Origin of the sequence: Mesorhizobium sp. LCM 4576 (genome assembly GCF_001854815.1) — a bacterium.
Lineage (GTDB): Bacteria > Pseudomonadota > Alphaproteobacteria > Rhizobiales > Rhizobiaceae > Mesorhizobium > Mesorhizobium plurifarium.
Window position 1 is genome coordinate 12,487 of sequence record NZ_MDDT01000030.1, and the last position, 25,234, is coordinate 37,720.

General features: G+C 60.8%; 21 protein-coding genes. 10 read left to right on the forward strand and 11 right to left on the reverse strand.

Translation table 11 applies throughout. From position 1 onward, the window contains the following. The first annotated feature begins 18 nt into the window (after positions 1–18). The 4 genes from LCM4576_RS19140 (at position 19) to LCM4576_RS19155 (ending at position 4,808) form a co-directional block, all read left to right on the forward strand. Complete coding sequence (locus LCM4576_RS19140) at positions 19–1,170, forward strand: patatin-like phospholipase family protein (RefSeq protein WP_041002660.1); 1,152 nt, start codon at positions 19–21, stop codon at positions 1,168–1,170. Positions 1,171–1,202: 32 nt separating this feature from the next. After that, entirely contained in the window at positions 1,203–2,597 is a 1,395-nt protein-coding gene (locus LCM4576_RS19145; RefSeq protein ID WP_244510845.1) for an NAD(P)/FAD-dependent oxidoreductase, read from the forward strand. A gap of 19 nt (positions 2,598–2,616) precedes the next feature. After that, complete coding sequence (locus LCM4576_RS19150) at positions 2,617–3,963, forward strand: NAD(P)/FAD-dependent oxidoreductase (RefSeq protein ID WP_071033862.1); 1,347 nt, start codon at positions 2,617–2,619, stop codon at positions 3,961–3,963. A 140-nt stretch (positions 3,964–4,103) separates the two neighbouring features. Then, on the forward strand, positions 4,104–4,808 hold the full coding sequence (locus LCM4576_RS19155) for a peroxiredoxin-like family protein (RefSeq protein WP_071033863.1): 705 nt from the start codon (positions 4,104–4,106) through the stop codon (positions 4,806–4,808). Here LCM4576_RS19155 and LCM4576_RS19160 read toward each other — a convergent pair. Beyond that, positions 4,792–5,697: a LysR family transcriptional regulator gene (locus LCM4576_RS19160; RefSeq protein WP_071033865.1), complete on the reverse strand. Its 906-nt coding sequence runs from the start codon at positions 5,695–5,697 to the stop codon at positions 4,792–4,794. The two genes, LCM4576_RS19155 and LCM4576_RS19160, sit on opposite strands and share 17 nt — an antisense overlap. Positions 5,698–5,833: 136 nt before the next feature. Continuing rightward, a complete protein-coding gene (locus LCM4576_RS19165) occupies positions 5,834–6,724 on the reverse strand; it encodes a LysR family transcriptional regulator (RefSeq protein ID WP_071033867.1) in 891 nt (296 codons plus the stop codon). 105 nt (positions 6,725–6,829) lie between these two features. On the opposite strand from LCM4576_RS19165, the gene LCM4576_RS19170 reads away from it, so the two are divergent. Together LCM4576_RS19170 and LCM4576_RS19175 are read left to right on the forward strand one after the other, a co-directional pair. Then, entirely contained in the window at positions 6,830–7,492 is a 663-nt protein-coding gene (locus tag LCM4576_RS19170; RefSeq protein ID WP_071033869.1) for a peroxiredoxin-like family protein, read from the forward strand. After that, the gene (locus tag LCM4576_RS19175) at positions 7,482–8,744 is read left to right on the forward strand and encodes an MFS transporter (RefSeq protein WP_244510846.1); all 1,263 of its coding nucleotides are present in this window, start codon (positions 7,482–7,484) and stop codon (positions 8,742–8,744) included. The genes LCM4576_RS19170 and LCM4576_RS19175 overlap by 11 nt, the downstream gene beginning before the upstream one ends. Positions 8,745–9,780: 1,036 nt before the next feature. Here the strand turns inward: LCM4576_RS19175 and LCM4576_RS34910 are convergent. Then, entirely contained in the window at positions 9,781–10,194 is a 414-nt protein-coding gene (locus tag LCM4576_RS34910) for a cupin domain-containing protein (protein ID WP_157900460.1), read from the reverse strand. A gap of 111 nt (positions 10,195–10,305) precedes the next feature. Between LCM4576_RS34910 and LCM4576_RS19185 the strand changes: the two genes are divergently transcribed. Further along, positions 10,306–11,199: a LysR family transcriptional regulator gene (locus LCM4576_RS19185; protein WP_071033872.1), complete on the forward strand. Its 894-nt coding sequence runs from the start codon at positions 10,306–10,308 to the stop codon at positions 11,197–11,199. A 315-nt stretch (positions 11,200–11,514) separates the two neighbouring features. Continuing rightward, positions 11,515–13,719, forward strand: a complete 2,205-nt coding sequence (locus LCM4576_RS19190) for a glycogen debranching N-terminal domain-containing protein (protein WP_071033873.1) — start codon at positions 11,515–11,517, stop codon at positions 13,717–13,719. 245 nt (positions 13,720–13,964) lie between these two features. Here the strand turns inward: LCM4576_RS19190 and LCM4576_RS19200 are convergent, their stop codons facing one another. Together LCM4576_RS19200 and LCM4576_RS19205 are read right to left on the reverse strand one after the other, a co-directional pair. Then, the gene (locus LCM4576_RS19200; protein ID WP_041002648.1) at positions 13,965–14,459 is read right to left on the reverse strand and encodes an RES family NAD+ phosphorylase; all 495 of its coding nucleotides are present in this window, start codon (positions 14,457–14,459) and stop codon (positions 13,965–13,967) included. Between the two features lie 11 nt (positions 14,460–14,470). Continuing rightward, positions 14,471–14,821, reverse strand: a complete 351-nt coding sequence (locus tag LCM4576_RS19205; protein WP_041002646.1) for an antitoxin Xre/MbcA/ParS toxin-binding domain-containing protein — start codon at positions 14,819–14,821, stop codon at positions 14,471–14,473. A 223-nt stretch (positions 14,822–15,044) separates the two neighbouring features. Here LCM4576_RS19205 and LCM4576_RS19210 point away from each other — a divergent pair, with 223 nt between their 5' ends. Further along, on the forward strand, positions 15,045–15,713 hold the full coding sequence (locus LCM4576_RS19210; RefSeq protein WP_041002644.1) for a DUF1236 domain-containing protein: 669 nt from the start codon (positions 15,045–15,047) through the stop codon (positions 15,711–15,713). Positions 15,714–16,948: 1,235 nt separating this feature from the next. Here the strand turns inward: LCM4576_RS19210 and hxsA are convergent. Genes hxsA through LCM4576_RS19235 form a run of 4 tightly spaced genes read right to left on the reverse strand, consistent with a single transcriptional unit; the run spans position 16,949 to position 20,287 of the window. Then, complete coding sequence (gene hxsA / locus LCM4576_RS19220; RefSeq protein ID WP_071033876.1) at positions 16,949–17,503, reverse strand: His-Xaa-Ser repeat protein HxsA; 555 nt, start codon at positions 17,501–17,503, stop codon at positions 16,949–16,951. Next, positions 17,500–18,609 (reverse strand): His-Xaa-Ser system radical SAM maturase HxsC, encoded by a 1,110-nt coding sequence (gene hxsC / locus LCM4576_RS19225; RefSeq protein ID WP_071033878.1) that lies wholly within the window; start codon positions 18,607–18,609, stop codon positions 17,500–17,502. Before hxsC ends, hxsA begins: the two co-directional genes overlap by 4 nt. Beyond that, positions 18,606–20,015 carry a His-Xaa-Ser system radical SAM maturase HxsB gene (hxsB, locus tag LCM4576_RS19230; RefSeq protein ID WP_071033879.1) on the reverse strand — a complete coding sequence of 470 codons (1,410 nt, stop codon included), beginning with the start codon at positions 20,013–20,015 and terminating at the stop codon, positions 18,606–18,608. Before hxsB ends, hxsC begins: the two co-directional genes overlap by 4 nt. Continuing rightward, positions 20,012–20,287, reverse strand: a complete 276-nt coding sequence (locus tag LCM4576_RS19235; RefSeq protein WP_131803267.1) for a hypothetical protein — start codon at positions 20,285–20,287, stop codon at positions 20,012–20,014. The genes hxsB and LCM4576_RS19235 overlap by 4 nt, the downstream gene beginning before the upstream one ends. Before the next feature lie 511 nt (positions 20,288–20,798). Between LCM4576_RS19235 and LCM4576_RS19240 the strand changes: the two genes are divergently transcribed. Beyond that, on the forward strand, positions 20,799–21,191 hold the full coding sequence (locus tag LCM4576_RS19240; protein WP_244510847.1) for an EF-hand domain-containing protein: 393 nt from the start codon (positions 20,799–20,801) through the stop codon (positions 21,189–21,191). 372 nt (positions 21,192–21,563) lie between these two features. Here the strand turns inward: LCM4576_RS19240 and LCM4576_RS19245 are convergent, their stop codons facing one another. Both LCM4576_RS19245 and LCM4576_RS19250 read right to left on the reverse strand, forming a co-directional pair. Continuing rightward, on the reverse strand, positions 21,564–24,173 hold the full coding sequence (locus LCM4576_RS19245; RefSeq protein WP_071033882.1) for a TRAP transporter permease: 2,610 nt from the start codon (positions 24,171–24,173) through the stop codon (positions 21,564–21,566). A gap of 87 nt (positions 24,174–24,260) precedes the next feature. Next, complete coding sequence (locus tag LCM4576_RS19250; protein WP_041002630.1) at positions 24,261–25,229, reverse strand: TAXI family TRAP transporter solute-binding subunit; 969 nt, start codon at positions 25,227–25,229, stop codon at positions 24,261–24,263. Positions 25,230–25,234 lie beyond the last annotated feature (5 nt).

Genomic DNA, 25,234 nt, shown 5'->3' on the forward strand with positions numbered 1-25,234 from the left:
GCACGAGGAGCGAAGGCCATGAACAAGATCACGCAAAACCTATCCGCCCCGCTACCAGAACCGGCGACTGGGCACCAGGGCGACGTCAAACGTCAGACCGTCCTTGTCCTTCAAGGCGGCGGCGCGCTCGGCGCTTATCAGGCCGGAGTCTATCAGGCGCTGGTCGAGGGCGGCATCGAACCGGACTGGGTCATAGGCACGTCCATCGGCGCCATCAACGCTGCGGTGATTGCCGGGAACAAGCCCGGCGATCGCCTGCCCAGGCTTCAGGAATTCTGGGACAGCGTCAGCCGCAGCAGTCCATTCGACGAGTTTTTCCGGATGATGGTGCCGAGCAACATCTTTGCCAATATGGGCACGGTCATGCGCGGCATTCCGGGATTCTTCGAACCGAACCCGAGCGCCATGTTCGGAGTGAACCGCGAGGTCGGTGTCGAGAATGCCTCCTATTACACGACGGATCCGCTCAAAAGGACCCTGAACACCCTGGTCGACTTCGACTACCTCAACGGTCGCCACACGCGGCTGACGGTCGGGGCGGTCAACGTCAATACCAGCGAGCTCAAATACTTCGATACGCGCGAGATGATCCTGTCGGCGGCGCATATCATGGCGTCAGGCGCCTTGCCGCCGGCGTTTCCGGCGGTCTGCATCAACGGCGAGCCCTATTGGGACGGCGGCATCTATTCAAACACGCCGATCGAGGTGGTGCTCGATGCGCGACCCAGGCGAGACGCGCTGATCTTTGCCGTCAACATGTGGCAGCCCCGCGCAACCGAGCCGAAATCGATCTGGCAGGTCATGGGGCGGCAGAAGGATCTCCAATACGCCAGCCGCGGCCGGAGCCACGTTGCGCGGCAGGAGCAGTTGCATCGGTTGCGGCATGTCGTGCGGGAAATGGGCAGGCTCGTGCCCGAGGAGCGTCGCGAGGATCCGATGTTCAAGGAACTCGCCTCCTATGGTTGTCCGTCGGTCATGCACCTCGTCCGCCTGCTTTCCCCGCGACTGGACGGCGAGGACCACACCAAGGACATCGATTTCACCCGCTCGGGAATCCGCACGCGCTGGCAAGCAGGATACGAGCACGGGCAGCGCGTCCTCACCGACAAGCCTTGGGAATGCGAGGTCGACATGCTTCAGGGCATCGTGATCCACGAATCCCAAGAGTGATGCGCCACGCCGAGGAAGATACGGAGATACCGATGCAGATCATCACCCCCGGCATGCGGTTGATTCCGGAAGCCGTGCTCRCCAACGACGCGGCGCTCTTCCGCACGATCCCGGAGACCCCTTCGCACGCGGACAAGTCACTGCACCGCGTCGTCATTGTGGGCGGCGGCGCCGGCGGCCTGGAGCTGGCGACACGCCTTGGCCGCAAGTTCGGCAACCGGCGGCTTTCCGTCACGCTTGTCGACCGTAACCGCACTCATATCTGGAAACCGCTTCTGCATGAGGTGGCATCCGGTGCCTTGAGCGCGTCGCACGACGCGGTTGAATACATCGCCCATGCCAGCCGCCATGGGTATCGATACCGCATTGGCGAGATCRTCGGCATCGATCGTGCCAAGCGCCAGGTTTTCGTCGCGCCCAGTTTCGACGACGACGGCCGCCAAGTCATACCGCCACGTGTTCTGGGTTACGACACGCTGGTCATGGCCGTGGGCAGCGTCAGCAACGATTTCGGCACACCGGGTGCCGCGCGCCACGCCATCTCGCTTGACACCGCCGAGCAGGCCGTCCGGTTCAACAAGCGCATGATCGACGCATGYCTGCGCGCCAACGCGCAATATGAGCAGCTGTCGCCGGGCCAACTCCATTGYGTCATCGTCGGCGCCGGCGCCACCGGCGTGGAACTGGCGGCGGAACTGCACAAGTCGATGCGCGAAATTGCGTCGCACAATCTCGACAATATCGATTTAGAAAGGCTGATCCGCATCACCATCGTCGAAGCAGGGCCGCGGATCCTGCCCGCGCTGCCTGAGCAAATGGCGAGCGCAACGGCACGCTTGCTGATCAAGCTGGGCGTCCAGATACGATGCGGGATCAAGGTCACCGAAGTGACCGAAGACGGTATTCGGCTTRGCGACAAGCTCTTTGTGCCTGCCGAACTGGTCGTCTGGGCGGCCGGAATCAAGGCGCCGGAATTCCTGAAAGGCCTCGATGGGCTCGAAACCGATCGCATCAATCGCCTGATCGTCGACGAAAACTTGCGCGCGGTGGGCGACGAGAATGTGTTCGCGATCGGTGACTGCGCGAACTGCGTGATTCCGGGCGAGGAAAGCGCCTTGCCGCCGCGTGCCCAAACGGCTCATCAGCAGGCAGATCACATGGCCAAGGTGATTGCAGCACGTCTCGCAGGGCGTGCCACGCCAGTGTATCGCTACCGTGACTACGGCTCGCTCGTTTCACTCGCCGACTACGGTGCGTTCGGCAGCCTGATCGGCGGACTAAAGATCGAAGGCCTTGTTGCTAGGCTCGTCTACCGCTCGCTGCACAAGATGCATCTCATGGCGGTGCACGGGCTCGCCAAGACAACGCTTGCTTCGATCGGCGAGATGGTCGTCAGGCGCGCGAGACCGCGAATCAAGCTTCACTGAGGTCGGCGGAGGCGCTGCGATGGAAAAGTATGACGTCGTTATCCTGGGCGGTGGCAATGCCGGCATGGGTGYCACGGTCGCGACGCGTGCCGCCGGGCTCTCCGTCGCCATGATCGAGGCTCGTGATCTTGGCGGCACATGCCCCAATCGCGGCTGCACGCCGAAGAAGGTGCTGGTTGCCGCGGCCCACGCGCTCGACGAGATCGCAAGAGCCGGCAATCATGCAATCGAGATCGAACCGCCGAGGCTCGATTGGCGAGCCTTGATCAAGCGGGAAAAGGGCATCATCGCGGATATCCCAGCCCGGCTGTCCGGATTGATGGCAAAGCGAGGCGTCGACGTCATCCACGGCGAGGCTGCATTTACGGCCAGCAATACCATCCGCGTCGGCACCCGAGAGATCGAGGCCAGAAACATCGTCATCGCCACCGGCTCGAAGCCGCGCCCGCTGTCGGTCCCCGGCGCAGAATTCCTGACCACATCCGACGATGTGCTGAGCGATCCTGTGTTGCCTCGCGCGGTGGTGTTCATTGGCGGCGGTGTTATCGCCTTCGAACTGGGCCACGTCTATGCGCGCGCCGGCGTCGGGGTCACTATCCTCGAGGCGCTGCCGCAACTTCTGGGAGGCTTCGACACTGATGCCGTTGCTCAACTCCGCGGCGAGAGCGAGCGCCTGGGCATTAGCATCCATACCAAGGCTTGGGTTAAAAAGATCGAAGAGGCCAACGGGCGACTGCGGGTGAGCTTTGCGAAGGATGGCGCCGAATGCAGCGTTGACGCGGATCGGGCCGTCAATTGCGCGGGGCGCGTAGCCAATGTCGAGGGCCTCGATCTCGGGGCGGGTGTCATTGTGYATCGCGAAGGCCGCATCGAGATCGACGAGCATCTGCGCTCGCGTTCCAATCCAGACGTCTATGTCTGCGGCRACGCCATGTGGAACTCGCCGCAGCTTTCGCCGGTGGCGACCTATGAAGGCGCGATCGTCGGTCGCAACATAGTCGACGGACCGAAGCATCGGCCGGACTACAGTCACATACCCGCGTCGCTCTACAGCATCCCGGCCGTGGCGGCCGTCGGCTTGACCGAGGCCCAGGCGAGGGAGCGCGGCTTCATGGTCAACGTCCACCTGAACGATATGCAGGGCTGGCTCTCCGCYAGGACTTACGCGGAGCCGGTCGCATGGTCGAAGATCATCGTCGAGGAAACGACAGGCAGGATCCTCGGAGCTCACCTGGTYGGGCATGCCGGCGAAGAGCTGATCCACATTTTTGCGCTCGCGATGAAGCACGGCATCACCGCGCGAGACCTCTCTGAGATGGTCTGCGCTTTCCCGACTTTTTCAGCGGATATCAGGAACATGGTGTAACGCTTCGGCCCGGGTCAGCGAAGCAGACGGAGGCACGGCATGTGTCGATGCACGCAGGGCATCAAAACCATGCAGGAAAAGCATGGCAATTGCCGCGGGGTTACGGTGGTAGGCTATGCGGGACGTGTGAAAGTGCAGACATGGCCGCCGACGACCAGGCAATGACATTCGAGCAGTCCGTCCAGGCAGCCATCGAACTTGATGCGCCCCTCAATGAACGGCTGGCAGTCGTTGCCGCGGCGGTTCGCCGCCTAAACTCGGAATTCGCTGACGCGGTCGAGCGACTGGTGGACCGCCTTGAGAAGCAAGGTGCCGGCACAATGGCCCCCGCACCGGGCGAGACTATGCCTGGTTTCCTGTTGCCTGATGATCAGGGCAGRCTAGTCAGCCTCGCCGAGATTTTGGCCAAGGGGCCAGYCGTCATCACCTTTCAGCGCGGCCATTGGTGTCCGTATTGCCGCTTGAACGCCATCGGGATTGTCGAGGTGCACCGCGAGATCGCGGAAATGGGCGGACAGGTGGTCGCGATCATGCCGGAGCGACGCAAATTCGCCAAGGCGATGAAGGCTCTGGTCGGCGCACAGTTCCCATTCCTGATCGACATGGACAATGGATATGCATTGTCGCTCAACCTCGCGATCTGGGTCGGCGCCGAAATGGAAAGGCTCATGGGCCTGGGGCTCGACATCCCTAACTATCAGGGCAACAGCAGCTGGTTTATGCCCATTCCAGCCACCTTCATCGTCGGAACGGATGGGATCATCAGGGATCGCTTTGTCGATCCGGACTACCGCCGTCGCATGGACATCGACGACCTGATCGCTGCGCTCAGRCGGGCTCGCTGACGCCGAAGGACGACCAGTCGGCCGCCCTCAAAAGGTTGAGCAGGGTTGTCGCGACCGGCGAGYGATGCCTGCCGGCAACCGCATAAACCGAAACGATCCGCGACACGTCCAGATCGCGAAGTTTGAGCCGGCGTGTGGTCGGAGATCGCGGAGYAGTAAGGGTGACAAAGCCCACTCCGGCATTGGCCTCGAGCAGCGCGAGCAGATCCTGGTCCGTCTCGACTTCATGCGCGGTCCGAGGCGTATACCCCTTGGCGGAAAGGCAGCGCGCAAGCTCCTMGCTCGTCTCCCAATCGATCCGACTGAGCACAGGTTCGGCGGCGACCTGCGCCAGCGCGACATCAGCCTCATTTCGCCGGGCGAGCGGATGATCTGAATTTACGGCGAGCTCGATTGCTTCCTGGAACAGTGGCCATGTGTCCAGGCGATCCCAGGCCTGTCCGAGCGGACCGGCTATCGCCAGCTCCACTTCACCGCCTTTCAGCGCCTCTATCACAGCTGCCGGCGAGCCACGATGGATCTTGAGATGCACACCGGGATAGGCCCGGAAGAGCTCGGTGAACGGCGAAACCAGAAGCGCAATGTTGATGCTGTTGGAGATCGTGACGTTGAGCGGCGCAACATCACTGCTTTGCACGGCCTTGGCCAGCGACTTGGCGGAAGTGGCCGCATCATAGCATTGCTGCAACAAAGGCAGCATGCGGCGCCCGAGTTCCGTGAGATGCGAATGCTGACGCTCGCGCCGAAGAAGCTCTCCCCCTAGCTCCTCTTCAAGCGTCTTGATGGCACGCGTAAGGGCCGGCTGAGTAACGTTGCACTCCTCGGCCGCTCTCGTGAAATTCAACGTGTTAGACAGGGCCAGAAAATATCGGACCTGCTGCATCTCCATGAAATCTCGCCCCCTCAGCGAAATGGTTTATCAGCGACGGCRCATATTGCGAGACTAACCCAGTTGATCGCGTTGGGCAAAGTGGCGCGCATTGCGGACTAGGGGTGTGATACCGCTGGCCAGTGGCAGYGACTTATCATGACGAACCAAGTGACTTGCTCAACCAGTCGGCAAATCCTCTGGCCCGTTTGCTCGGCTGGCGCCCTGCCGGGAACAGAGCGTGGATGGGTATGGTCGGCAGCGGAAAATCCGGCAGCAGCTGGCGCAGGCGGCCGTCCTGGAGTTCTGCATTGAACATCCAGCCCGAACCGAATGCCACGCCAAGCCCAGCCACAACACATGCCGTAACCCCGGCCGAGCTCGAGACCCTGATGCRAGGACTTTCGGGCAGCACAAAGCGGACCTGCGGATCGATCAGCTCCTGGAAGGTCGCGCCGGAACTGTCGGACGGTCCGAAGATCACTTGGTGCTGCGCCAACTCCGCAGGGCTACTTGGTTCGCCGTGACAGGCGATGTAGTCCGGCGCCGCGACGAGCAGCCGAGGCGTCTGCCCGACCTTGCGTGCCATCATGCTGGAATTGTCGAGCAGCCCAAGCCGTATCGCGACATCGGCACCCTCCTCAGCGAGACTGCGCCGGCGATCGTCCATCATCAACTCGACGGAAAGGTTGGGATGCTCGGCGAGAAGGCTGGGCAGGCGAGGAATGAGCGCGCGCACAGCAAAGGTTACCGACAACTCGACGCGCAGAACTCCGCRCAGCTCCTCATTGCCTGCTGCGGTGTCGGCCGCCGCCCCGAGATCTGCCAGCAGCGGCCGGATCTGATCGAGGTAGACTTGCCCGGCCTCGGTCAGCCCGACCTTGCGGCTGGTGCGGATGAGCAGGCGGGCACCGATGCGCGCCTCAAGATCGTTCAGGATTCGCGACACGGACGGCTGYGACAGCCCGATCTCACGTGCGACCTGGGAAAGGTTTGCCCGTTCCGCCACCCGCACGAAAACCTCGAGCTCCTGCAGTCGATCAGCCATTCGCTTTCCAGATGATTGCTATGCTTTTTGGCAAGCTACCCCCCTTTCTGGAAATAGGCGAGGACATTCCGCCGCGAGCCACGCGGTCAAGATTTGGAGTGTCTCATGTCTCTTCAGGAAAAGCTCGATGCCTTCAAAGCCGACTTTGAAAGCAAGGCCCCCAAGCAAGCGCTTGAGGTCATGCACCGTGCAACCGCCGAGCTCATAGCATCGGGTCAGGCCGCCAAGGCCCTAAAGGCGGGCGCCGTTGCGCCAGCATTCACATTGCCGGAGGCTGATGGCGGGTCTGTCGCATCCAGCGATCTGCTTACCCGCGGTCCCTTGGTGCTCAGTTTTTATCGCGGAGTCTGGTGCCCCTATTGCAACATCGAGCTTGCCGCCTTGCAGGAAGCTTGGCCGGCAATCCAGGCTACCGGGGCACAACTGGTTTCCATATCCCCGCAGTCGCTGGCGAACGGCCGCAAGGCCAAGCTCGACAAGCAGATAGCATTCCMGATGCTGAGCGATGCCGGCGGCAGGGTCGCCGATGCCTTCGGCTTGCGGTTTCGCCTGCCCGACGATCTGATCGACTTGTATCGCGGCTTCGGCATCGACCTGYCGCTTATCAATGAGGATCGTTCCTGGACCTTGCCGATGCCTGCTCGCTTCGTGGTCGGGCAAGACGGCATCATCGGCTATGCCGAAGTCAGCCCGGACTACACCCGCAGACCCGACCCGGCCGACCTTCTTCCGGTGCTTAAGCGACTGCAGGGCTCTGTTGCTGCCTGAACCGATGGATATGGACCACATCGCGRCCTCCAACGTCACCGCAGCCAGTGCCACCCGGCGCTGGCTGATGTTGATCGTGGTCTCAATCGGCGCCTTCCTGCCGATGACGACATGGTTTTCCGCAACGGCGATCGCGCCGCAGCTGACGCGGCTGTGGGACCTTTCTCCGGCGCAGGGCGCGTGGATAACCGGTGCCGTGCAGATCGGCTTTGCCATCGGCGCGTTGGCCTCCAGCATAGCAGGCCTTCCGGACGTGTTTTCGCTTCGCAAGCTGATCGGCGTCAGTGCCTTGACGGTGGCCGCYGCCAACCTCTGCCTTTTGTTCGCGCCTTCCGTCGGCTTGATGCTGGTCGCCCGTTTTGTCACCGGCTTGGCCCTGGCGGGCGTGTATCCACCAGCGGTGAAACTGGTATCGACGTGGTTTAGTCGCGGACGGGGAAAGGCGCTTGGCGTCCTTCTTGCGGCACTAACRCTTGGTTCTGCCTTTCCTCATCTGGTATCAGCCCGAGTCGACGAATTGGCTTGGCAAAGCGTCATCTTGGCCACCTCTGTCGCAGCACTAATCGGCGCTTTGTTGATCCTTTGGCTGGGGGAGGAAGGACCCCATCCCTTCGCGAGATCGGCATTCGACCCTCGCCACATCAAAGCGCTGGTGCGCAACCGCGCTCTGATGCTCGCCAATCTTGGCTATCTCGGCCACATGTGGGAGCTTTACGCAATGTGGGGCTGGATGCTGGCTTACATCAGGGCAGGTGGCCCCGGCTTGGGCATTGGGGATCCTGGCGCTGCCTCCTTTCTGGCGTTCTTCGTCGTGGCGTCGGGTGGGATCGGCTCGATTGCCGGCGGCATCATGGCGGACCGCATTGGCCGCACCGCAACGGCGGCTGCAATGATGGTTGTATCCGGCTTCTGCGCACTGACGATCGGCCTGACCTTCGCCGGTCCGTTTTGGCTGTTCGCTATCGTTGCCATCGTGTGGGGAGCAACCGTCATCGGCGATTCCGCCCAATTCTCGGCCATGGCAACCGAACTGAGCGATCAACGCTACGTGGGCACAGCGCTTTCCCTGCAGCTAAGCTGCGGCATCGCACTCACCTTCTGCTCTATCCATCTGGTGTCATTCATGGCGGAGACGATAGGATGGCGCTGGAGTTTTTTGGTCCTGGCGCCTGGTCCGTTGCTCGGGGTTGTCGCTATGATAGCTCTTCGGCGAATGCCGAGCGCGCGGCCAATAGCGCATGGCCTTAGATAGAGGTTCGGTCCCGGCTTTTAGGGTCCTTTTATTGGCCTCAAAACGTTACAAAACATAGTATAAGCTACTGATTCACATGAATAATCCAGTCTTTTGATTGTTGCCGAGCATATCGATAAGGTCACGCGCTTGAGCTTCGGCGATGYCGGTCTCCCGTACGAGAAAAGCCCATCGCAGCCRAAGAGCTTGGCGACGGGCATCCCAAGAGCGGCGATCTCTGGAGGACATTAACCGCTCACTGCACAACCACCAAGCCGTGGTCCATTCCACAGCGCGACAATTTTCGCGTCCGAACTCGTATGTGCTTTCCAAATAGGTCGCACCGAGACGGCGGGAAGATCGGAATCGCATGCAGCGGCATGTATTGTCTGTGATCTGGGTCCCTTGTGCGATGAGCGCCGCCTCGCCAAGAAAGACCGGAAACAGGTGTGAATTCCTGGCTACGGAAATTGTCCGACTTTTCGAGGAGGACACCCATCGACAAAACTGACCTGTTGCGAGCGCTTTCGAGGCGCCGCCCCTCTTCCTTTTGCACATCGTCTCGCTAAGCTCATAATCGCGAGCTTGCAGACTGAAGTCGTCCCTCTCCTTGGAACAGTGCTGCAGCTTCAACAGGGTCGGGTCRCCGCTTAGGCGATTCGACCCTCGTTTGCATTGGAAAGCGATTTTGATTGCTTGCCGGCCCTGCCAGGCCCTTGAAGCAGCTCGTCGCGGAAGATGAACAGAAACAGGTTGCCGCCCTTGCGCATGAGAGCCGGGAAAATCTGGGCCCGCGGCGAGCTAGGTCAGATGGATGAGTTCGTCCCGCGGCTGCTCATTTCTCGGTTCGAGATAACGCAACTCTGCAACCGAGGGTGCCTTCTCGACGAGCGTCGGCTCGTGCCCAGCCCTTCGCCATCCAATAGGCGAGCACCAGATCGACGACGCCCCAGGCGATTGACCGCGATCTTCACGGTCTTGCTCAACACGGGCCCGTAGAACTTGACGGGCGGACTTCTCGTTGTAAGTCCGCTGGCAGCTATTTTTCTACCTGCAGCTAAGCCGTGCTTGCTGGATCGGCAAACGGAACTCCAGGCTCACACACGTAAAAGAGCGTCATGCGCGCGGGTACGTCCCCCTTGTTGAACCCGGTCATGTTGACGCCGGCCGGCTCGATGAAAACCTGTCCTGCCTCGATTGCGACGGGTTTCCGTCCCTCGAGCTCCAGTGTGAAAGTGCCTTCGAGCATGTGAACTGTCACCGGAAACCGGTGTGAATGATGCGGTGTGACATCGCCCGGAAGCAGAGTTGCGGAGAGCACCCGCACCTCCTGGTCAGGTAAGTTGGGCATCCCGTGGACGATCTCGCGGTGGAGCGGCGTCAGCTTCGCGATTCCGCGGTCTTCGGCGCTCAAGGTGAGACCCACAGTCAATCCGGCTATCATGGTTTCGACGCTGCTCTTTGTGTGCATCTTTGCTCCCCTGTTGGCAGACACTAGAGTTGTGCCAAAGTTAGCAAGGCGACTATCCGGGCGGCAGCGGCGAGTTTGCCAAACCTGCGTGCAAAAACGCATAACAGTGCGATGTTCGACTGGAACGACCTGCGCCATCTCATTGCCGTGTCGCGCCATGGCAGCACTCTGGCTGCGGCAAAGGCGCTGGGCGTCAACCAATCTACGGTCCATCGAAGGCTGCCAGAACTCGAAAACCGAATTGGCCTGACGCTCGTCAAACGCTACCCGAGTGGCTACGGCTTGTCGGAACTCGGCGAGGCGGTCATCGACTACGTGCTTGCTGTGGAGGCTGCAGTCGACGCGCTTGAGCGTCAACTGCAAGCGTTGAAGCATGATCTCAAGGGTGTGATCCGTCTCACCTGTCCGGAGCCAACCGTATCGCGCATAGCAGCGACCGGCCTGCTGGACCGCTTCTATGAACGCTATCCAGGCCTCACTGTAGAGTTCGTCACCAGCGACCGGTATCTCGATCTCGGGAAAGGAGAGGCTGACGTTGCCTTCCGCTCGGGCGAGCCGGTAGACGAACAACTCGTCGGTCGCAAGATTTGCGATTCCGTTTGGGCGATCTATGCCAGCAGGACGTACGTCCAGGAGCACGGGCGCCCGATGAGCATCGGCGACCTGGCCAACCATGCAATGATCGGGTTCGACGGGATCATGCAGAACCATCGGGTTGCGAAATGGCTGCGGGTCGCGGTGCCTAGTGCGCGGATCGTCAACCGCAACACCAGCATGCTCGGCACCCTGTCGGCGGTGAAGGCAGGAATTGGGGTGGCGGCGCTGCCAACTACCCTCGGCGACGCGGAGGAAAAACTCGTTCAGCTCCTTCCGCCGGTAGAGGAGCTCACGCGAAGCTGGTATTTGCTCACGCACCCGGATCTGCGCAAGACGCCTCGAATCGCCGCGTTCGTCGATCATGTACTTGATGACATACCGGCACTAAGGACTGCCTTGATCGGATGACGGCAGCTCGGGCCACCTCTTCCGGGCTTGGCCAGCCATCGTCGGAATAGCTGGGTTTTCAGGCCGTCGCTGCCGGACCCGCCCCCGTAATCGGGCCTTCGACCAAGTCGTCCGGTGTGATCTGCGCTTTCGGCCACGTCCATCTCGGCCTGACGCTGGYGCCGGTTGGCGGAGCGTGGTCGCGAATCTGTTGCCGGACGCGTTTGYGGGCGGGCGCACCGGGCCAACGACAGCGCGACCTTCRAAGAGGATCGCTTGCCGGGCACCAGAGTCGCGCCAGATACATACCTGTCGACTCTAGCTGTGCATATTGTAATGAGCCTTAAGATTGCGATCGGTCCGCCACGCCTGGCGATCAATCACGGCATCAACTTTTTGGTGACAGAGCAGGACGGTCAGATCGAATGGCCCACGCATCAAGGCCTCTACGCCTCCGACACTCGGCTCATATCCAGTTGGCAATTGTTCGCAAACGGAGAGAGCTGGGATCTGCTCAACTCCGGAAATATCGCCCATTTCGCAGCCAAGATTTATCTCGTTAACCGCGCCTTCGCGACTGAGGCCGGGCCGGTGCCGGCCGGCGACCTGGGGCTGATAGTCGGTCGCGCTCTCGACGAGGGAGGACTGCACGAGGATCTGGACCTTGTGAACTATGGTCGCGATACTATCCAGTTCAACCTGGAGCTCGGGATCCGGAGCGATTTCGCCGACCTGTTCGAGGTCAAGGCCGGCGCGATAGTGCGTCGTGGCAGGATAGTCACCGAATGGGACGACAGGAGTTCGCGGCTTCGGACATCTTACGTCAACCAAGATTTTCGGCGCGAAATCGCAATTGCCATTCGAAGAACGCTCACGAAGCCTGTCTACGCCAACGGGCGGATCAGCTTCGACATCAAGATTGAACCAGGCGCAACCTGGCATGCGTGCCTTCTGTATGACTTCGGAAACGATCAGACGACGTCTCATGCTCCTCGCACTTGTGTTGACCAATCCCTACAATCGAAGACCGCCAACCGAGTGGTGGACTGGAGCCGGAACGCGTCTGAGTTCAGCAGTTCGAACGACGAGTTTCGACAGTTGTATGTCCAGGCGATCGAAGACATGGCGGCACTGCGCCTTCCGATCGAGGGCACCGATGAATTGGAATATGTTCCGGCTGCGGGTTTGCCCTGGTTCATGGGTCTGTTCGGCCGCGACAGCCTGATCGCCTCGTTGCAAAATGCCCTGGTGTATCCCGACTTTGCCCGGGGTGCGCTGGACGTGTTGGGGCGATCTCAAGCCACGTCTCGCGACGACTACAGAGACGCGGAGCCCGGAAAGATCATGCACGAGCTCCGGATAGGAGAGCTTGCGCATTTCCACCTCATTCCCCACACCCCCTACTACGGCACCGCCGACGCGACCCCTCTTTATCTGATCGTCCTCCACAATGCCTGGCGCTGTACGGGCGACGCCAGCCTGATCGATCGGCACTTGGAAACTGCCGAGAAATGCCTCGACTGGATCGACCGCTACGGCGATCGGGACGGGGACGGATTTCAGGAGTACGAAACGCGCTCGAAGCTCGGGTACGAGAACCAGAGTTGGAAAGATGCGGCCGAAGCAGTGGTCTACCCTGACGGTACCCTTGTCAAGGGACCCAAAGCCCTCTGCGAGTTGCAAGGTTATGTCTACGATGCATGGCAACGCATGGCTGAAATCTATGACGCCAAGGGCGACCACGATCCGGCCGCCAAGCTGAGAGCCAAGGCCAAGAGTTTGTTCGATCGCTTCAACGACGTTTTCTGGGACGAGGCTCTCGGGTTTTATGCTTTCGCGCTGGATGGAGACAAGAAGCCGGTTTTGAGCATCGCTTCCAATCCTGGCCATTGTCTCTGGTCGGGCATCGTCCCCCGGGAACGAGCAGCGAAGGTGGTAACGAGGCTGATGGAGCCAGATATGTGGAGCGGCTGGGGCATTCGCACGCTTTCAGACCGTCATCCTGCCTACAATCCCAATTCCTATCAGAATGGCTCTGTCTGGCCGCACGACAACGGTTTGATCGCACTGGGCTTCAGACGCTATGGCTTCTTTGAAGAAGCCGCCCGTATCGCCGGCGACGTCAGCGGAGCGGCGAGTTATTTCATGGAACATAGGATGCCGGAGCTCTATGCAGGATCAGCGCGAACGTCGACGACATTTCCAGTGCAGTATAAGAGGGCCAACGTGCCCCAGGCCTGGGCTGCGGGTTCCTGCTTTGCATTTCTACAGGCAATTATCGGCTTCCAGCCGGACGCGCCCAACGGCAAGCTCTACTTCGACCCCAAGTTGCCAGATTGGATGCCTGACCTCAGGCTGAAAAACATGCGCTTCGGAAAGCACCGGCTCGACATTCAATTCTGGCTGGAGAATTCCGCCACGCAGTGGAAGGTCACAGCTGGCGACCCCACGTTGGTGGTGGAGCGGAGCTGTGCAACTTGCGACCAGCTTGACGTGAGCCGGACTCCCGGCGAATTGAGCGAGCCTGAGGCTAAGTATTAAAATGTCATCTGACGCCGAATCCACAGCTTGAACTGCTTTGCGCAACCCTTTGAAGGGTGGCCAACTGCTTGCGGGGCGACGGTCCGCAGGATCTGTTTGCTAAGAAGAGCTTGCCGGACGATCTGTAGAAGGTCCTTTCCGAACGGATAATGGACGCCGAACTGCGAAAGGATGGCTTTCCAGGCAAACCGCAGGCTCCAGATGCCGCGGCGCTGCCGCGCCAACGCGGGCAGTGGCCAGCTGGATCAACCGAGCCGGTGCTCGTCGTCGATCAGCTCGAGCCTGGATGGGGCAGCGTGACCCCATCGCCACAGAACGAGATTCAAGTCGCCGATTGCCGCGCCCTTGGCAAAGCTCGGCACGAGCAGGCCATTATAGCCTTGCGCGACCAGCTCACGGGCAAATCGCTGCGTATGCGCCTCGCCATGGTCTCTCATCTGATCGCGCCATGTCGGGTCGGCGAGGACGGTCGCATCAAGACCCATTGCTGCAAGAGCAGTGCCGTCGCCCGCATCGAAGACGGCCTCGATCTCGGCACGATAAGCGACCAGCGTCGTCGGCTGCAGATCGCCAACCTGGTTGGCTTCGCGCAAAGCCGTCAGGACCGAGGTCGATGCATAGAGCGCCGCCATGCCCTTGGGGTTGAAACGCCCTCCATAGAGTTCGGCACCGCGTCCCGACATGGGCTGGCGGGCATACACCGGATTCAGGGCGCGGTAGAGCCGGCCCGAATAGGTGATGGCGGCGATCGTCAGGCGTAAATCCCCGCATCGACCGCGTCGATGAAGTCGAGGACCTCATTGGCTCGGCCCTCTCGAACGAGCTGCATCGCCGTCTGCCCCGAAAATCCCGGCAGCGGCTCGGACCGATACCAGGCATAGGCCATGAGTGCGGAGCCAAATCGCGGCTCGACCTTGTTCACGATTTCCACCATTTCGCGCAGGCGACGCTGCGTCTTGTCTGAGCGCACCCGCTCCCGCCGCTGGACCGCGTCTTTGCCCAGACCAGCGGTGCGCGCAATCTCCTCGCTCGTGGTGCGGAAAGCGTCCGCAATCTTCTTGGGTGCGAACAACCCGTCATCCGCATATTGTGCTAGGTCCATCGCAGCAACTCCGTGCACTGCCAGAAAATATGACGCTATATAGCGTCAGCAATGCCGTTATTTCAAGAGCGGCGAGATCGACCGCTTCGATGACGAGCATATGTCGACCAAGCAGGAGCAGCAGAGCGATGCCAATGCTATCCGTTCAGCAATTCCGGCAGCGGAACGCACATCGGTCTTCCTCGTTTTTGGCTCTGAAGGGAACCATGAACGGAGACGAACGATGAGAAGGCTTTTGTTACCTGCAGTGGCAGGCGCGCTTGTCGCCTGGTCTGGCGCAGCTTTTGCCGACACTCCCGTATCCGCCGCGACAAACCTTAACGTTCGCGCCGGTCCGGGCTCGCAGTATCCGGTGATCGGCGTGTTGCGGGCGGGCCAGACGGCCACGCTGAACGGCTGCCTGCAAAACTCGAAATGGTGCACCGTCGCCGAGGCCGGCGGTCAAGGCTGGGTCTATTCCGATTACCTCACTGCAGAATTTGGCGGCAATCGGGTCGTCTTGACCGAGCGGCCGGCCAATTCCGGCATCGCGATCGTGAAAGCTCCTCGCGATCAAGCTAATGCCGCAGCAGTCGCCGGCGGCGCCACCGGAGCGATCGCCGGCGCTATCATCGGTGGTCCAGTTGGCGCTGCTGTGGGCGGCGCAGCGGGGATCGTCGGCGGCGGTGCGGCTGGCACCGTGATCACTCCCCCCGAACAGGTGCGCACTTATATCAGCGAGCATCGGGTCAAGCCTGTTTACCTTCAAGGAAAGGTTGTGACCGGCGCGACCCTGCCTGCGACGGTAGCCCTGCAGAAGATCCCAAACTACCGGTACCGATACGTCTATGTGAACGACCGACCGGTGCTGGTTGAGCCGTCGACGCGGCGCATCGTCTACGTGGAAGGCTGAACGTGCCAATCGGCAAACAAAATAGTGTGACAGCACAGGAGCGGTCTCGACCCCGAGCCGCCCGTGCTAGAGCTGAGAGGCTTTCATGGAAGAGGGCCGGTCGTTGCCCTAGCGGTCGGCCCGCTTTTCTTCGTCCACAATCTGCTATCCTCCCGCCAGCTCGCCACTGGGGGGCCCTCCTTGACGGAGCCGGGCTCGGAGGGTCGGGCCGTCAACACGATTCGGCCTCGTCTGTTTCACACAGGCCTTTGTGATTTCCYGCGACCCTTGACCCGACGGCGGGTGCTTGGGTTTAGAGTGGACTTGGGCTGGTGGACGTTCTCCCAAGGAAATTCCCTCTGGGAACGTCCCTTCCRGGCGAGTTCCGCCCATGAGACCGTCCTGCTGGATACGTCTGCACAAGGTCCACGCTTGACGAGTCTGCCCGGACCTTTCGGCAGTTGGACGCAAACTCGTAGGAACTGAATCCGGCTCGGCCCAGCAAAGCAAAACCCGCCGCAGCTAATGAGCGTACGCGACGGGCTTTTCTGCGACGGAGAGAGCAGCTACACCTCGGCGGATCGACTGCATCTTCTAAATCGCCACGCCGTGAATTCGTTCCAGATTGGGACACTTTTTTGATCGGCTTGGCCTTTCTGTTGACGTCCTAGCGACGGAATTCCTATCCTGACCACCAGCCGGCGCGCTTAGGTGTCCCTAAACTCCTTGGAAAAGCGCTGCGGGCTGTGAGGGTCGAGTCGCAGGGTAGACGATTCGGCCCTCATCCGATTTGATGATGATTGCCAACGACCCTCCGATATCATGAAAATCAGTCTCATTGCAGCGGCACCCCAACGCCCCCGCGTCTAGTCCCCGCCGCTGCAAAGCCCAAGCTCAAGCCCGGCAGCCCCCTGTCGGGCTTTTTCTTTTCATCGATTTTACGGAAACCAGATCAAGGTTCAGATGTTGCGGCAGACCGGGGCGCTGGATGGAGCCAGCCAATATCAGATGAGAACCAGACGACATCGCAGGCTCGTTGAACAAACCGGCATTACCGAGGCGCAAGCGCACGAACTTGCTCTCCAGATCGGTCTGAATTGGAACTCGCTGATGCGGGAGGCGAAGCTCATTGCGGCTGGGGCAAGGGCTGAGGTCGCCCGGATCGGGCACTGGCCGAGGATTGACGGCTCGGGGAACGGAACTCCTATGCTCACCACCAGTCCGCCATGCAGACTGGCTCTGCAACGTGCGGGGACCTAGCGCGCTTCGATCCTCAGCGCAGTCAGCGTCTGCGGCGTGATCGTCCCGGTGACCCTGAGCGAGTAGTCCGCCTGCATGCGCAACAGCCCGGCCCTCAATTCAGGATTCATCTCGCCGTCTATCTCGCCGCTGTAGTAGCCGAATGCGAGCAGGGCGAACTGGACCTCCTGGACGATCTCCTTGAACTTATAGGCATTGCCCGGGAGCGTCTTGAGCGGCGCAGGCGTCGGGGCGATCGCCGGAGTCTGGTAGCTCGGCGTCGGCGTCGAAGGGGCACTATACAACGGAGCCGGTTCGCTCGGCGCCGGCGGGACGTAGGAATAGCCGCCCGTCGACGACCTATGGCTCGAGTGCGAACTATGACTGCTGTGACTGCTGTGGCTTCGATGTCCGGCCAGCGTATACAGGTGGTCGAGCTTGAAGATGTCGAAGAGCGATTTCGTCTTTCCMACATCGCCGTCCAATGTTGGCTTGGTCGGCAGCGCCTGCGCATTGGCTGGCAAGAATYCCGCCGCGAGCAGCGAAGGTATCGCGAAAAGCCRCTTCTTCATTGGACAGCCCCCCATTTGCGGTATCCGTGGTTCGCCGGATGCCACTCGAAAAATCCGCCGCACCGAACCTTCACCGARCATCCGTCACACCGCTCCCGGTACGCACGCTTCCAGTCGGAGATCGTGGCCGGCGCGAGATGTCGATATGGATCCGGTACGGTGCAGAGCGGGAAATTGTAAAGCCAGGCATCTATTCCCCGGCTCCGTACGAGATCGATCGAACGGCCGACGACGTCGAAGCCTTCCGAACTGTCATAGAAGAGGGTCTTCCAGTTCATGYGACCGAAGCCGATGTTCTCCATCTGCATGATTGCCCACGTCCGGATGAACGGCAGAGTGGCGGCGATGAAGCTTGCGAGTTTAGGCAGCTCGTCCGCATTCGGACGCATTAGCACGGTGCGGAGCTCTACCTGAGTGCCCAGGCGGCACATGAGCGCGAGATTCTCCAACAGCTGCTCGTGCGCGCCCGCCTTCGCTACGATCTCGTCATGAACGGCGGCATCGCGGGAATAGAGGGGTATACCCCAAACCACCCTGCCCCGATCGATACGGCTGATAGCTTCCCGGTCGCCTTCGCCGAAATGTTGGCCGTTCGTCAGGACATGGAAAGAAAGGTCCGGACGCGCGGCCAAGACCCGCTGCAAGAAATCGAAAAGCTGTCCCTTGAAAAGGGTTGGCTCACCGCCGGAAATGCCGATCGTTGCGCCTTCCGGAGCCAGCAACGCCGCGGTCTCGAAATATGGGAACAGGTCGACGTGGTGTCTCTTCGGCGGCTGGGAGCACATCRGGCAGACTTGGTCGCAGCGCTCCGTCACAAGGAACGTGTTGTGTTGCGACGAACTGCGGATGAGGCGATCCGCGGTTCCGCGCCGCGGGTTCACGAGCAGCACGTCTCCATCGACCTTGGCAGGATCGATGCCAAGAATTCGTATCGGACCGCCCTCGCCGACGTAGTGGGYGCCTTCCGGACCGATGCGGTCCAGCACCACGTCGAAAGGGCTCATTTGCTCACTCTTCTGTTCGCGGCCATCGGCCTCAAGCGAGCGAAGCCGGACCACAAAAGGCTGGTCAGYGTTTGCCTCCACCTTGATGCGCAAGGGTATCATTGGTGTGTCGACGCCATGCTGTCGTCCCAGCGGCCGAGCCCGRGCCAGGCGGCCAGGGAAGCGCGCGTCGGCTCGTCATTTCGGTAGAGGACCTCGAAGACCTTGTCGAAGAGCGACAAGTGGCGGCCGCAGAACCATGTGTCAGGCCGCGGAACGTCAATCCGGCCATACCGGGAGATGTCGTCGATCACGTCAGTGCCGCAGAACGGCTGGAAGGCGCAGTGGACGCAATCCGGATCGAAGTGGTTGAATGCCGCCGAATTGAGAAGGTCGACCTTCGCCCGGTCGATGCCAGTTCCGATGTCACCAATGCTGAGATCGATGTGGCCGATCCTGGACAGCATCCGGGCTTCGTCAGTCGGATAGAAACGGCCATCGTGATCTATCACGACATAGTCGGAGGCGAAGAAGTTCGGGTTGCGTATGTCGACATGGTTGTCGGCATCGAACCGGAGCACACGCTTCAGGCACTGGCTGAAGTAGTACTCTTCCATGAAGCGCCCGGTCCGATGGTTGCGGGCGATGAGGAGGTCGATGAACTCGGAATGGAGACGATTCCAGCGCGCGAGGACGTTGTCGCCTTGCTGAATCTTGCGCGCGAACCCTTGATGGTTCATTGGGCGCAAATAAACGRATCTGATTCGATAGCGCTCGTAATTGTCCAGCAGCGCGTTGAAATCGGGCGGGTTGGCGACATCCACCGTGGGCAGGGCCGAGATCTTCCCTTCCGGATAGCGGGAAACGGCCGCTTCGAGATTTCGAAAGAAAACATCGTTGACCGCACTGTTGTGGGTCCGCTGACGCTCATGCGTCGCCCGGTCTCCGTCCAGCGAGGTACTGATGAATGTGTCATCCGCATCCAGGAAAGCCCATGCACGCTCGTCCAGTGCTTGCAGGTTCGTGCAGACGACGAATCGAGATTGCGGAAACCTTCCGCGGCAGAAATCCCGAACGGCCTCCAGGAGATCGATCCGCAGCAAGGGCTCGCCGCCCTGGAATTCGATCTTGACATCCGGACTGTCCAAGCGGCCGAGGAACGAAAGGACGCCGTCAAGGGTCTCGACCGACCAGTCGAAGCCGCGAGCCGTCTGGGCAACCCGGGAAACCTGGCAGTAACCGCAAGCAAGATTGCACCTAAGCGTCGGCACGAGGATGACGTAGTYCATTCTCGTCGGCCTCGCCTGCCGCCGCGCCCACCTGTAGGCGAACGATGTCCAGGGGAGATCGAACTCCCGATCGAAACCGTGATTGCCTTCCCTGAGAAAGCTTTCGTCGACGGTAGTCAGGCTATCGGCGGCGTAGCGATCCAGGAAGCCGTGGCTCGACCTGAAAAATCCGCCTGCATCGTCGCAGAACAATACCGAACCGTCCGGCATGTCGCGGAACTTCAGCGGCCAGACGTTCATCGGGTCGTGACCGCGGCGACGAGCGCCTGGCGCAACGTCAGAGTTTCCGAATAGATTTTCTCGCGATAGACGAAGTGCAGAACATCTTTGCGAAACTGATCTTCGGCAAAGCAGCCGGATGACCTTACTGAGATTTCACCGTCTTGCCTCGCGATGCGGCAAGCGGGGTAAAGTGCCCGCAGCCGAAGCATCGCGGCATCGGCATATTCCTCGAAGTGTGGCGGAATCTCCACCACAAAGYCGGCATCAGTAGCGTCTGGCAATTTCGTCATGTCCCCACCCGTGGAGATAATGCGCGGGTCGGAATAAACAATCAACGGGGTATTTGAGAGACGCTTTAAGAATCGATTTCACTTGCGGCGTTTTCGAATTCCCGGCTCCAGCCCRTACTTGCAAAGTCCGCTACAATACCCGTTTCAAGTATCAGYGTTCCAAACTAGGACGTCACAACGAGCTACCTGACGCTCCGGATCTCGATCGCTCTGACCGTGTTTGCCCAACCCGCCCTTCACGCCCTGTTGCCCAAGAACGCCGGCCGGAACAATCGAGCATACCGCCAGTTTGGGCAGCCCAATGCGCTTGAGGCAGACCACGGCCAACCAAATGGAGCATGTCATGAGACACCCTCGCTGCACGACGGCTGCGGCCGCCGTTCTTGTTTTCGCTACTTTCCCTGCTCTCGCCCAGACAAACGGAACCCCTGCCCCTACCCCGGCGACCGAACAGCCTGGCGCCGGACAGTTGCCGGATGYGAACGGGCAACCGGGAGGCCCAACGCGTGAAATGATCCGCCAGATGATTGACCAGGCCATCCAGGAGCGGATGCAGCAGGATCGAAGCTCTGAGGTCGCCAACAATCGTCAAGACGAGTATRACGACGCTCAGGACAGCGCAGATCGTCATGGCGCCCCGTGGCATAAAAACCGCTATGGCGGCCCGGCCGGCGAGCACAGGATGGCTGGACACCATGGCCCGCGTATGATGATGCGCGGGGCCGGAATGCGACTGATGTTCGCGTTCTTGGACACCAATGGCGACGGATCGTTGTCCGAGAACGAGGTTCAGGATGCTGTCGGGCGCATCTTCTCTGCAATCGACCAGAATGGCGACGGGAAGGTCGACATGGACGAGATCCAGTCCTTCTTGCACGGTTCTGGCGGCGAAGACATGCAGTAGGAGATCTGACGGCGACCAGGCCGAGACGGCTCTTCGCGAGGGAGTCGTGCCAGTCTCGTCATGCCCGAGTTAGGTCCTCACCTGAGCTTCACGTCCCGCGAAAGGGGACCTTGCAATGCCGAAATTCGTTACGAGTCCTGTATGGCGATCGGGCCGGATACGATCGCACGCTGCAATCCGTCAGGGRTGCCGCCCATGAACAGGACGAGAGGTTGCGCTCGGAAGGCGCCCTGACAGGKAGGGCGGGGACGCCAGCGTGATCGAAGCTGCTGACCTGGGGCAACRCTATCGACAAAATCTCGCACGACCCCTGCTCTGTCGCGCACGGCGTCGTTGAGGTATGGCCATTCAAATAAAGCACATGGCAACACCTCAGGGAGCGGCRCCAACTGGCAAGCCGGCCCGCTTTCGGCGTCTCTGTAGCCAGAAAACCAGACCGAACAGGCAAAGCGCGGGAAGCACGAACCAGTAGCGCGATGGACGGTTGTTTGGCACCATCACCCCGGTGATTTCGTCACCGGGCTGCAGCCCGAACTTCGCCGCCTGGCTCCCGAGCCGCACGATGCCGACCGTCATGGTATCACCCAGCTCACTGACGCTCAGTCCAGCGTTCTCCAGCCGCTCCGTGGCATTCTTGCCTTCGGCGAGATCGAGCCTGACCAGCTTTTCGATCTCGTCRCCATTGATGTTGACCGTCTTCAACCTGAGGCGGACYGCCTGCCCCGCCGGCGTCGCATCAACAGTCCGGTTCAACTGCGACACCGGTTTTTCAACAAAGGGCTCATCGACCAGATCGAGCCAGTAGCCTGGCCGGAACAGCGTGAAGCAGATCAGCAAGAGGGCTATGGCCTCGTACCACCGATTTCGAACAAGGAACCAGTTCTGCGTCGCTGCAACGAAGGCGATCATTGCCAGCGCGGATGTACCCACGACGAGGACAAAATCCAGCGGTCCCTGCAGGTCGATCATAAGCAGGCCGTTGTTGAAGATGAAGATGAACGGCAACAGCCCCGTCCTGATTTCGTACTTGAATCCCTGAAAGCCGGTCTTCACCGGATCGGCGCCRGAAATCGCGGCGGCTGCGTATGCAGCAAGACCGACGGGGGGCGTCACGTCGGCCATCAGCCCGAAATAGAAGACAAAAAGGTGYACCGCTACCAACGGCACGGCCAGGTCGTTCTGCGCCGCCAGATTCACCATCACCGGAGCCATCAGCGTCGCCACGACGACGTAGCTTGCCGTGGTCGGCATGCCCATTCCCAGAATAAGGCAGATGACGGCGGTGAACAGCAGCATGACCATGAAGCTGCCGGCCGAGATGAATTCGACAAGCTCGGTCATTACCAGACCGACGCCGGTCAGGAGCACCGTGCCGACGATGATGCCGGCCGTTGCCGTGGCAATGCCGACCGTGGTCATATTGCGTGCGGCAGCCGACAGCCCCTCGATGAGATCGATGAAGCCTTCCCGCCAACGCGGCGCAAGCTGGCGCTCCTTGCGGAAGAACGCCGTCAACGGGCGCTGTGTGACGACCAGCGCCATCAGCGCGGCGGAACCCCAGAAGGCGGAGAGGCCCGGTGAAAGCTCTTCCACCATCAGGCACCAGATGAGGAGCACGACCGGCAGCAGGAAATGCAGCCCGGTTCGTGCCGTCTCGCCGAAATGGGGTATTTCCCGAATGTCGCCTTTGAGACTCTCCAGGGGCAGATCGGGATGCTTTGCCCTGTAGGCGACAAGGCCGACATAGACGACGACAAGGGCTGCGACGATCATCCATGTCGCGGCGCTGCCGAAGACGGTCTTTGTCCACCCGATGCCATAGTAGATCAGCCCGGCCAGGATCACGAACGCGCAAATGCCCATCAGCGAGCGCATGGCGCCTTGCAAGGCGGGATGACGGCTGCGCGACGGCAGGCCCTTCAGTCCCATCTTCATCGCTTCGATGTCGACGATGTAGAAGAGCGAGCCGTAGGTGRGCAAAGCTGGAAAGAAGGCGTGCTTGACCACCTCGGCATAGGAAATGCCCACATATTCGGCGATGAGAAAGGCGGCCGCCCCCATCACCGGCGGCATGATCTGGCCGTTGACACCGGCCGCGCATTCGATGGCGCCGGCCTTGACCGGCGTGTAGCCGACACGCTTCATCAGGGGAATCGTGAAGGTGCCGGTGGTGACGACATTGGCGATCGACGATCCGGAAATCATTCCCGTCAGGCCAGAGGCCACGACCCCGGCCTTGGCGGGGCCACCGCGATACTTGCCGAGGATCGAGAAGGCCAGCAGGATGAAGTAGCCACCTGCCCCCGCTCGTTCCAACAGCGTTCCAAACAGGACGAACATGAAAACGACATTGGTCGAGACGCCGAGGGCAACGCCGAACACGCCCTCCGAGGTGAGCCACATCTGCGAGGCAGCGCGCGACATAGTGGCGCCCTTGTGCGCCAGCAGGCCGGGCATGTAGGGACCAACGAAGATGTAGACCAGCATCAGCCCGGCTATGACGGTGATTGCCGGGCCGACCGCCCGCCGGGCAGCTTCCATCAGGACGACAATGCCAACGATGGAGATGATGAGGTCCGGCGTCGTGGGAAGCCCGGGCCGCGCTGCGATGTCGCTGTAGAATATGACGAGGTAGAGCGCTGCGGCGGCCCCGGCGACGGCCAGCACCCAGTCAGGGAGCGGAACACGACTGCGCGAGGAGCTTTTGAAGGCGGGAAACGTGACGAGTGCCAGAAACAGTGCGAAGGACAGGTGGATGGCGCGCGCGATCCCGTCGCTGACGACGCCGAAGCCAAGGATATAAGGGATCGGCGAAGAGTACCAAAGCTGGAACAACGACCAGGCCAGCGACACAGCCATAACAAGATACGCGGCGAGTCCCGTCGGCTTGCGCCCGCCAGTATCGGCCTCCGCCACGATCTCGTTGAGCTTGTCGAGGTCGACGTCTTCAGGCGCATCCGCCTGGCGGAACTGATCTGTCATCGCTCTCCCCTCGACCGAATTTTTTCATCCTGGTCGTTTCGTTTTGCAGCCGGGCTGCCGTCCAAGGCAGCCCGCCATGTCGAAGGTTCAGAGCCAGCCCTTCTCCTTGTAGTAACGCTCGGCGCCCGGATGCAGCGGCGCCGAAAGGCCGGCCTTGACCATCTCCTTCGGGTCGAGATTGGCGAAGGCGGGATGCAGCTTCTTGAAGTCGTCGAAATTCTCGAAAACCGCCTTGACCATTTCGTAGACCACGTCGTCTGGGGTCTTGGCGCTGGTCACTACGGTGGCGCGCACGCCGAACGTCGTCGTGGGATCTGGGTTGTTGGCATACATGCCGCCTGGAATGGTCGCGACGGAATAATAGGGATGCGCCTTGACGAGCGCGTCCACTGCGGGACCGGTCAGCGGAATGAGCTTGGCGCCGCAAGCCGTGGTCGGATCCTGGATCGCGGCGGACGGATGCCCAACGCCGTAGAAGAAGCCGTCGATCTTGTTGTCGCAAAGTGCGCTGCCCTGTTCGTCGGCCTTGAGCTCGGCGGCGAGCGAAAAGTCCTTCAGCGTCCAGCCCATCTGTTTCAGCAGCTCTTCCATCGAGGAGCGGGTGCCTGAGCCGGGATTGCCGACGTTGAAGCGCTTTCCCTTGAAATCCTCAAAGACCTTCACGCCGGCATCCGGACGCGCCAGCACGGTGAACGGTTCGGGGTGGACCGAAAAGACCGCGCGCAGGTCCTTGATTGCCTTGCCTTCGAAATTGCCGGCGCCGTTATAGGCCTGGAACTGAACGTCTGATTGGGCGAGCCCGAAATCGAGGTCGCCGGTAGCGATGGCGTTGACGTTGAAGACGGAGCCGCCGGTCGATTCGGTCGAGCAGCGTATGCCTGTCTTCTGCCGGTCCTTGTTCATGAGCCGGCAGATGGCGCCGCCCACGGCATAATAGACGCCGGTCACGCCGCCGGTGCCAATGGTGACGAATTTCTGCTCCGCGAACGAAGGTGTGGCCGCCAGCAGACATCCCGCCGTGGCGGCGGCTATCAACGTTTTCAGCAAATGACGCATTCGAC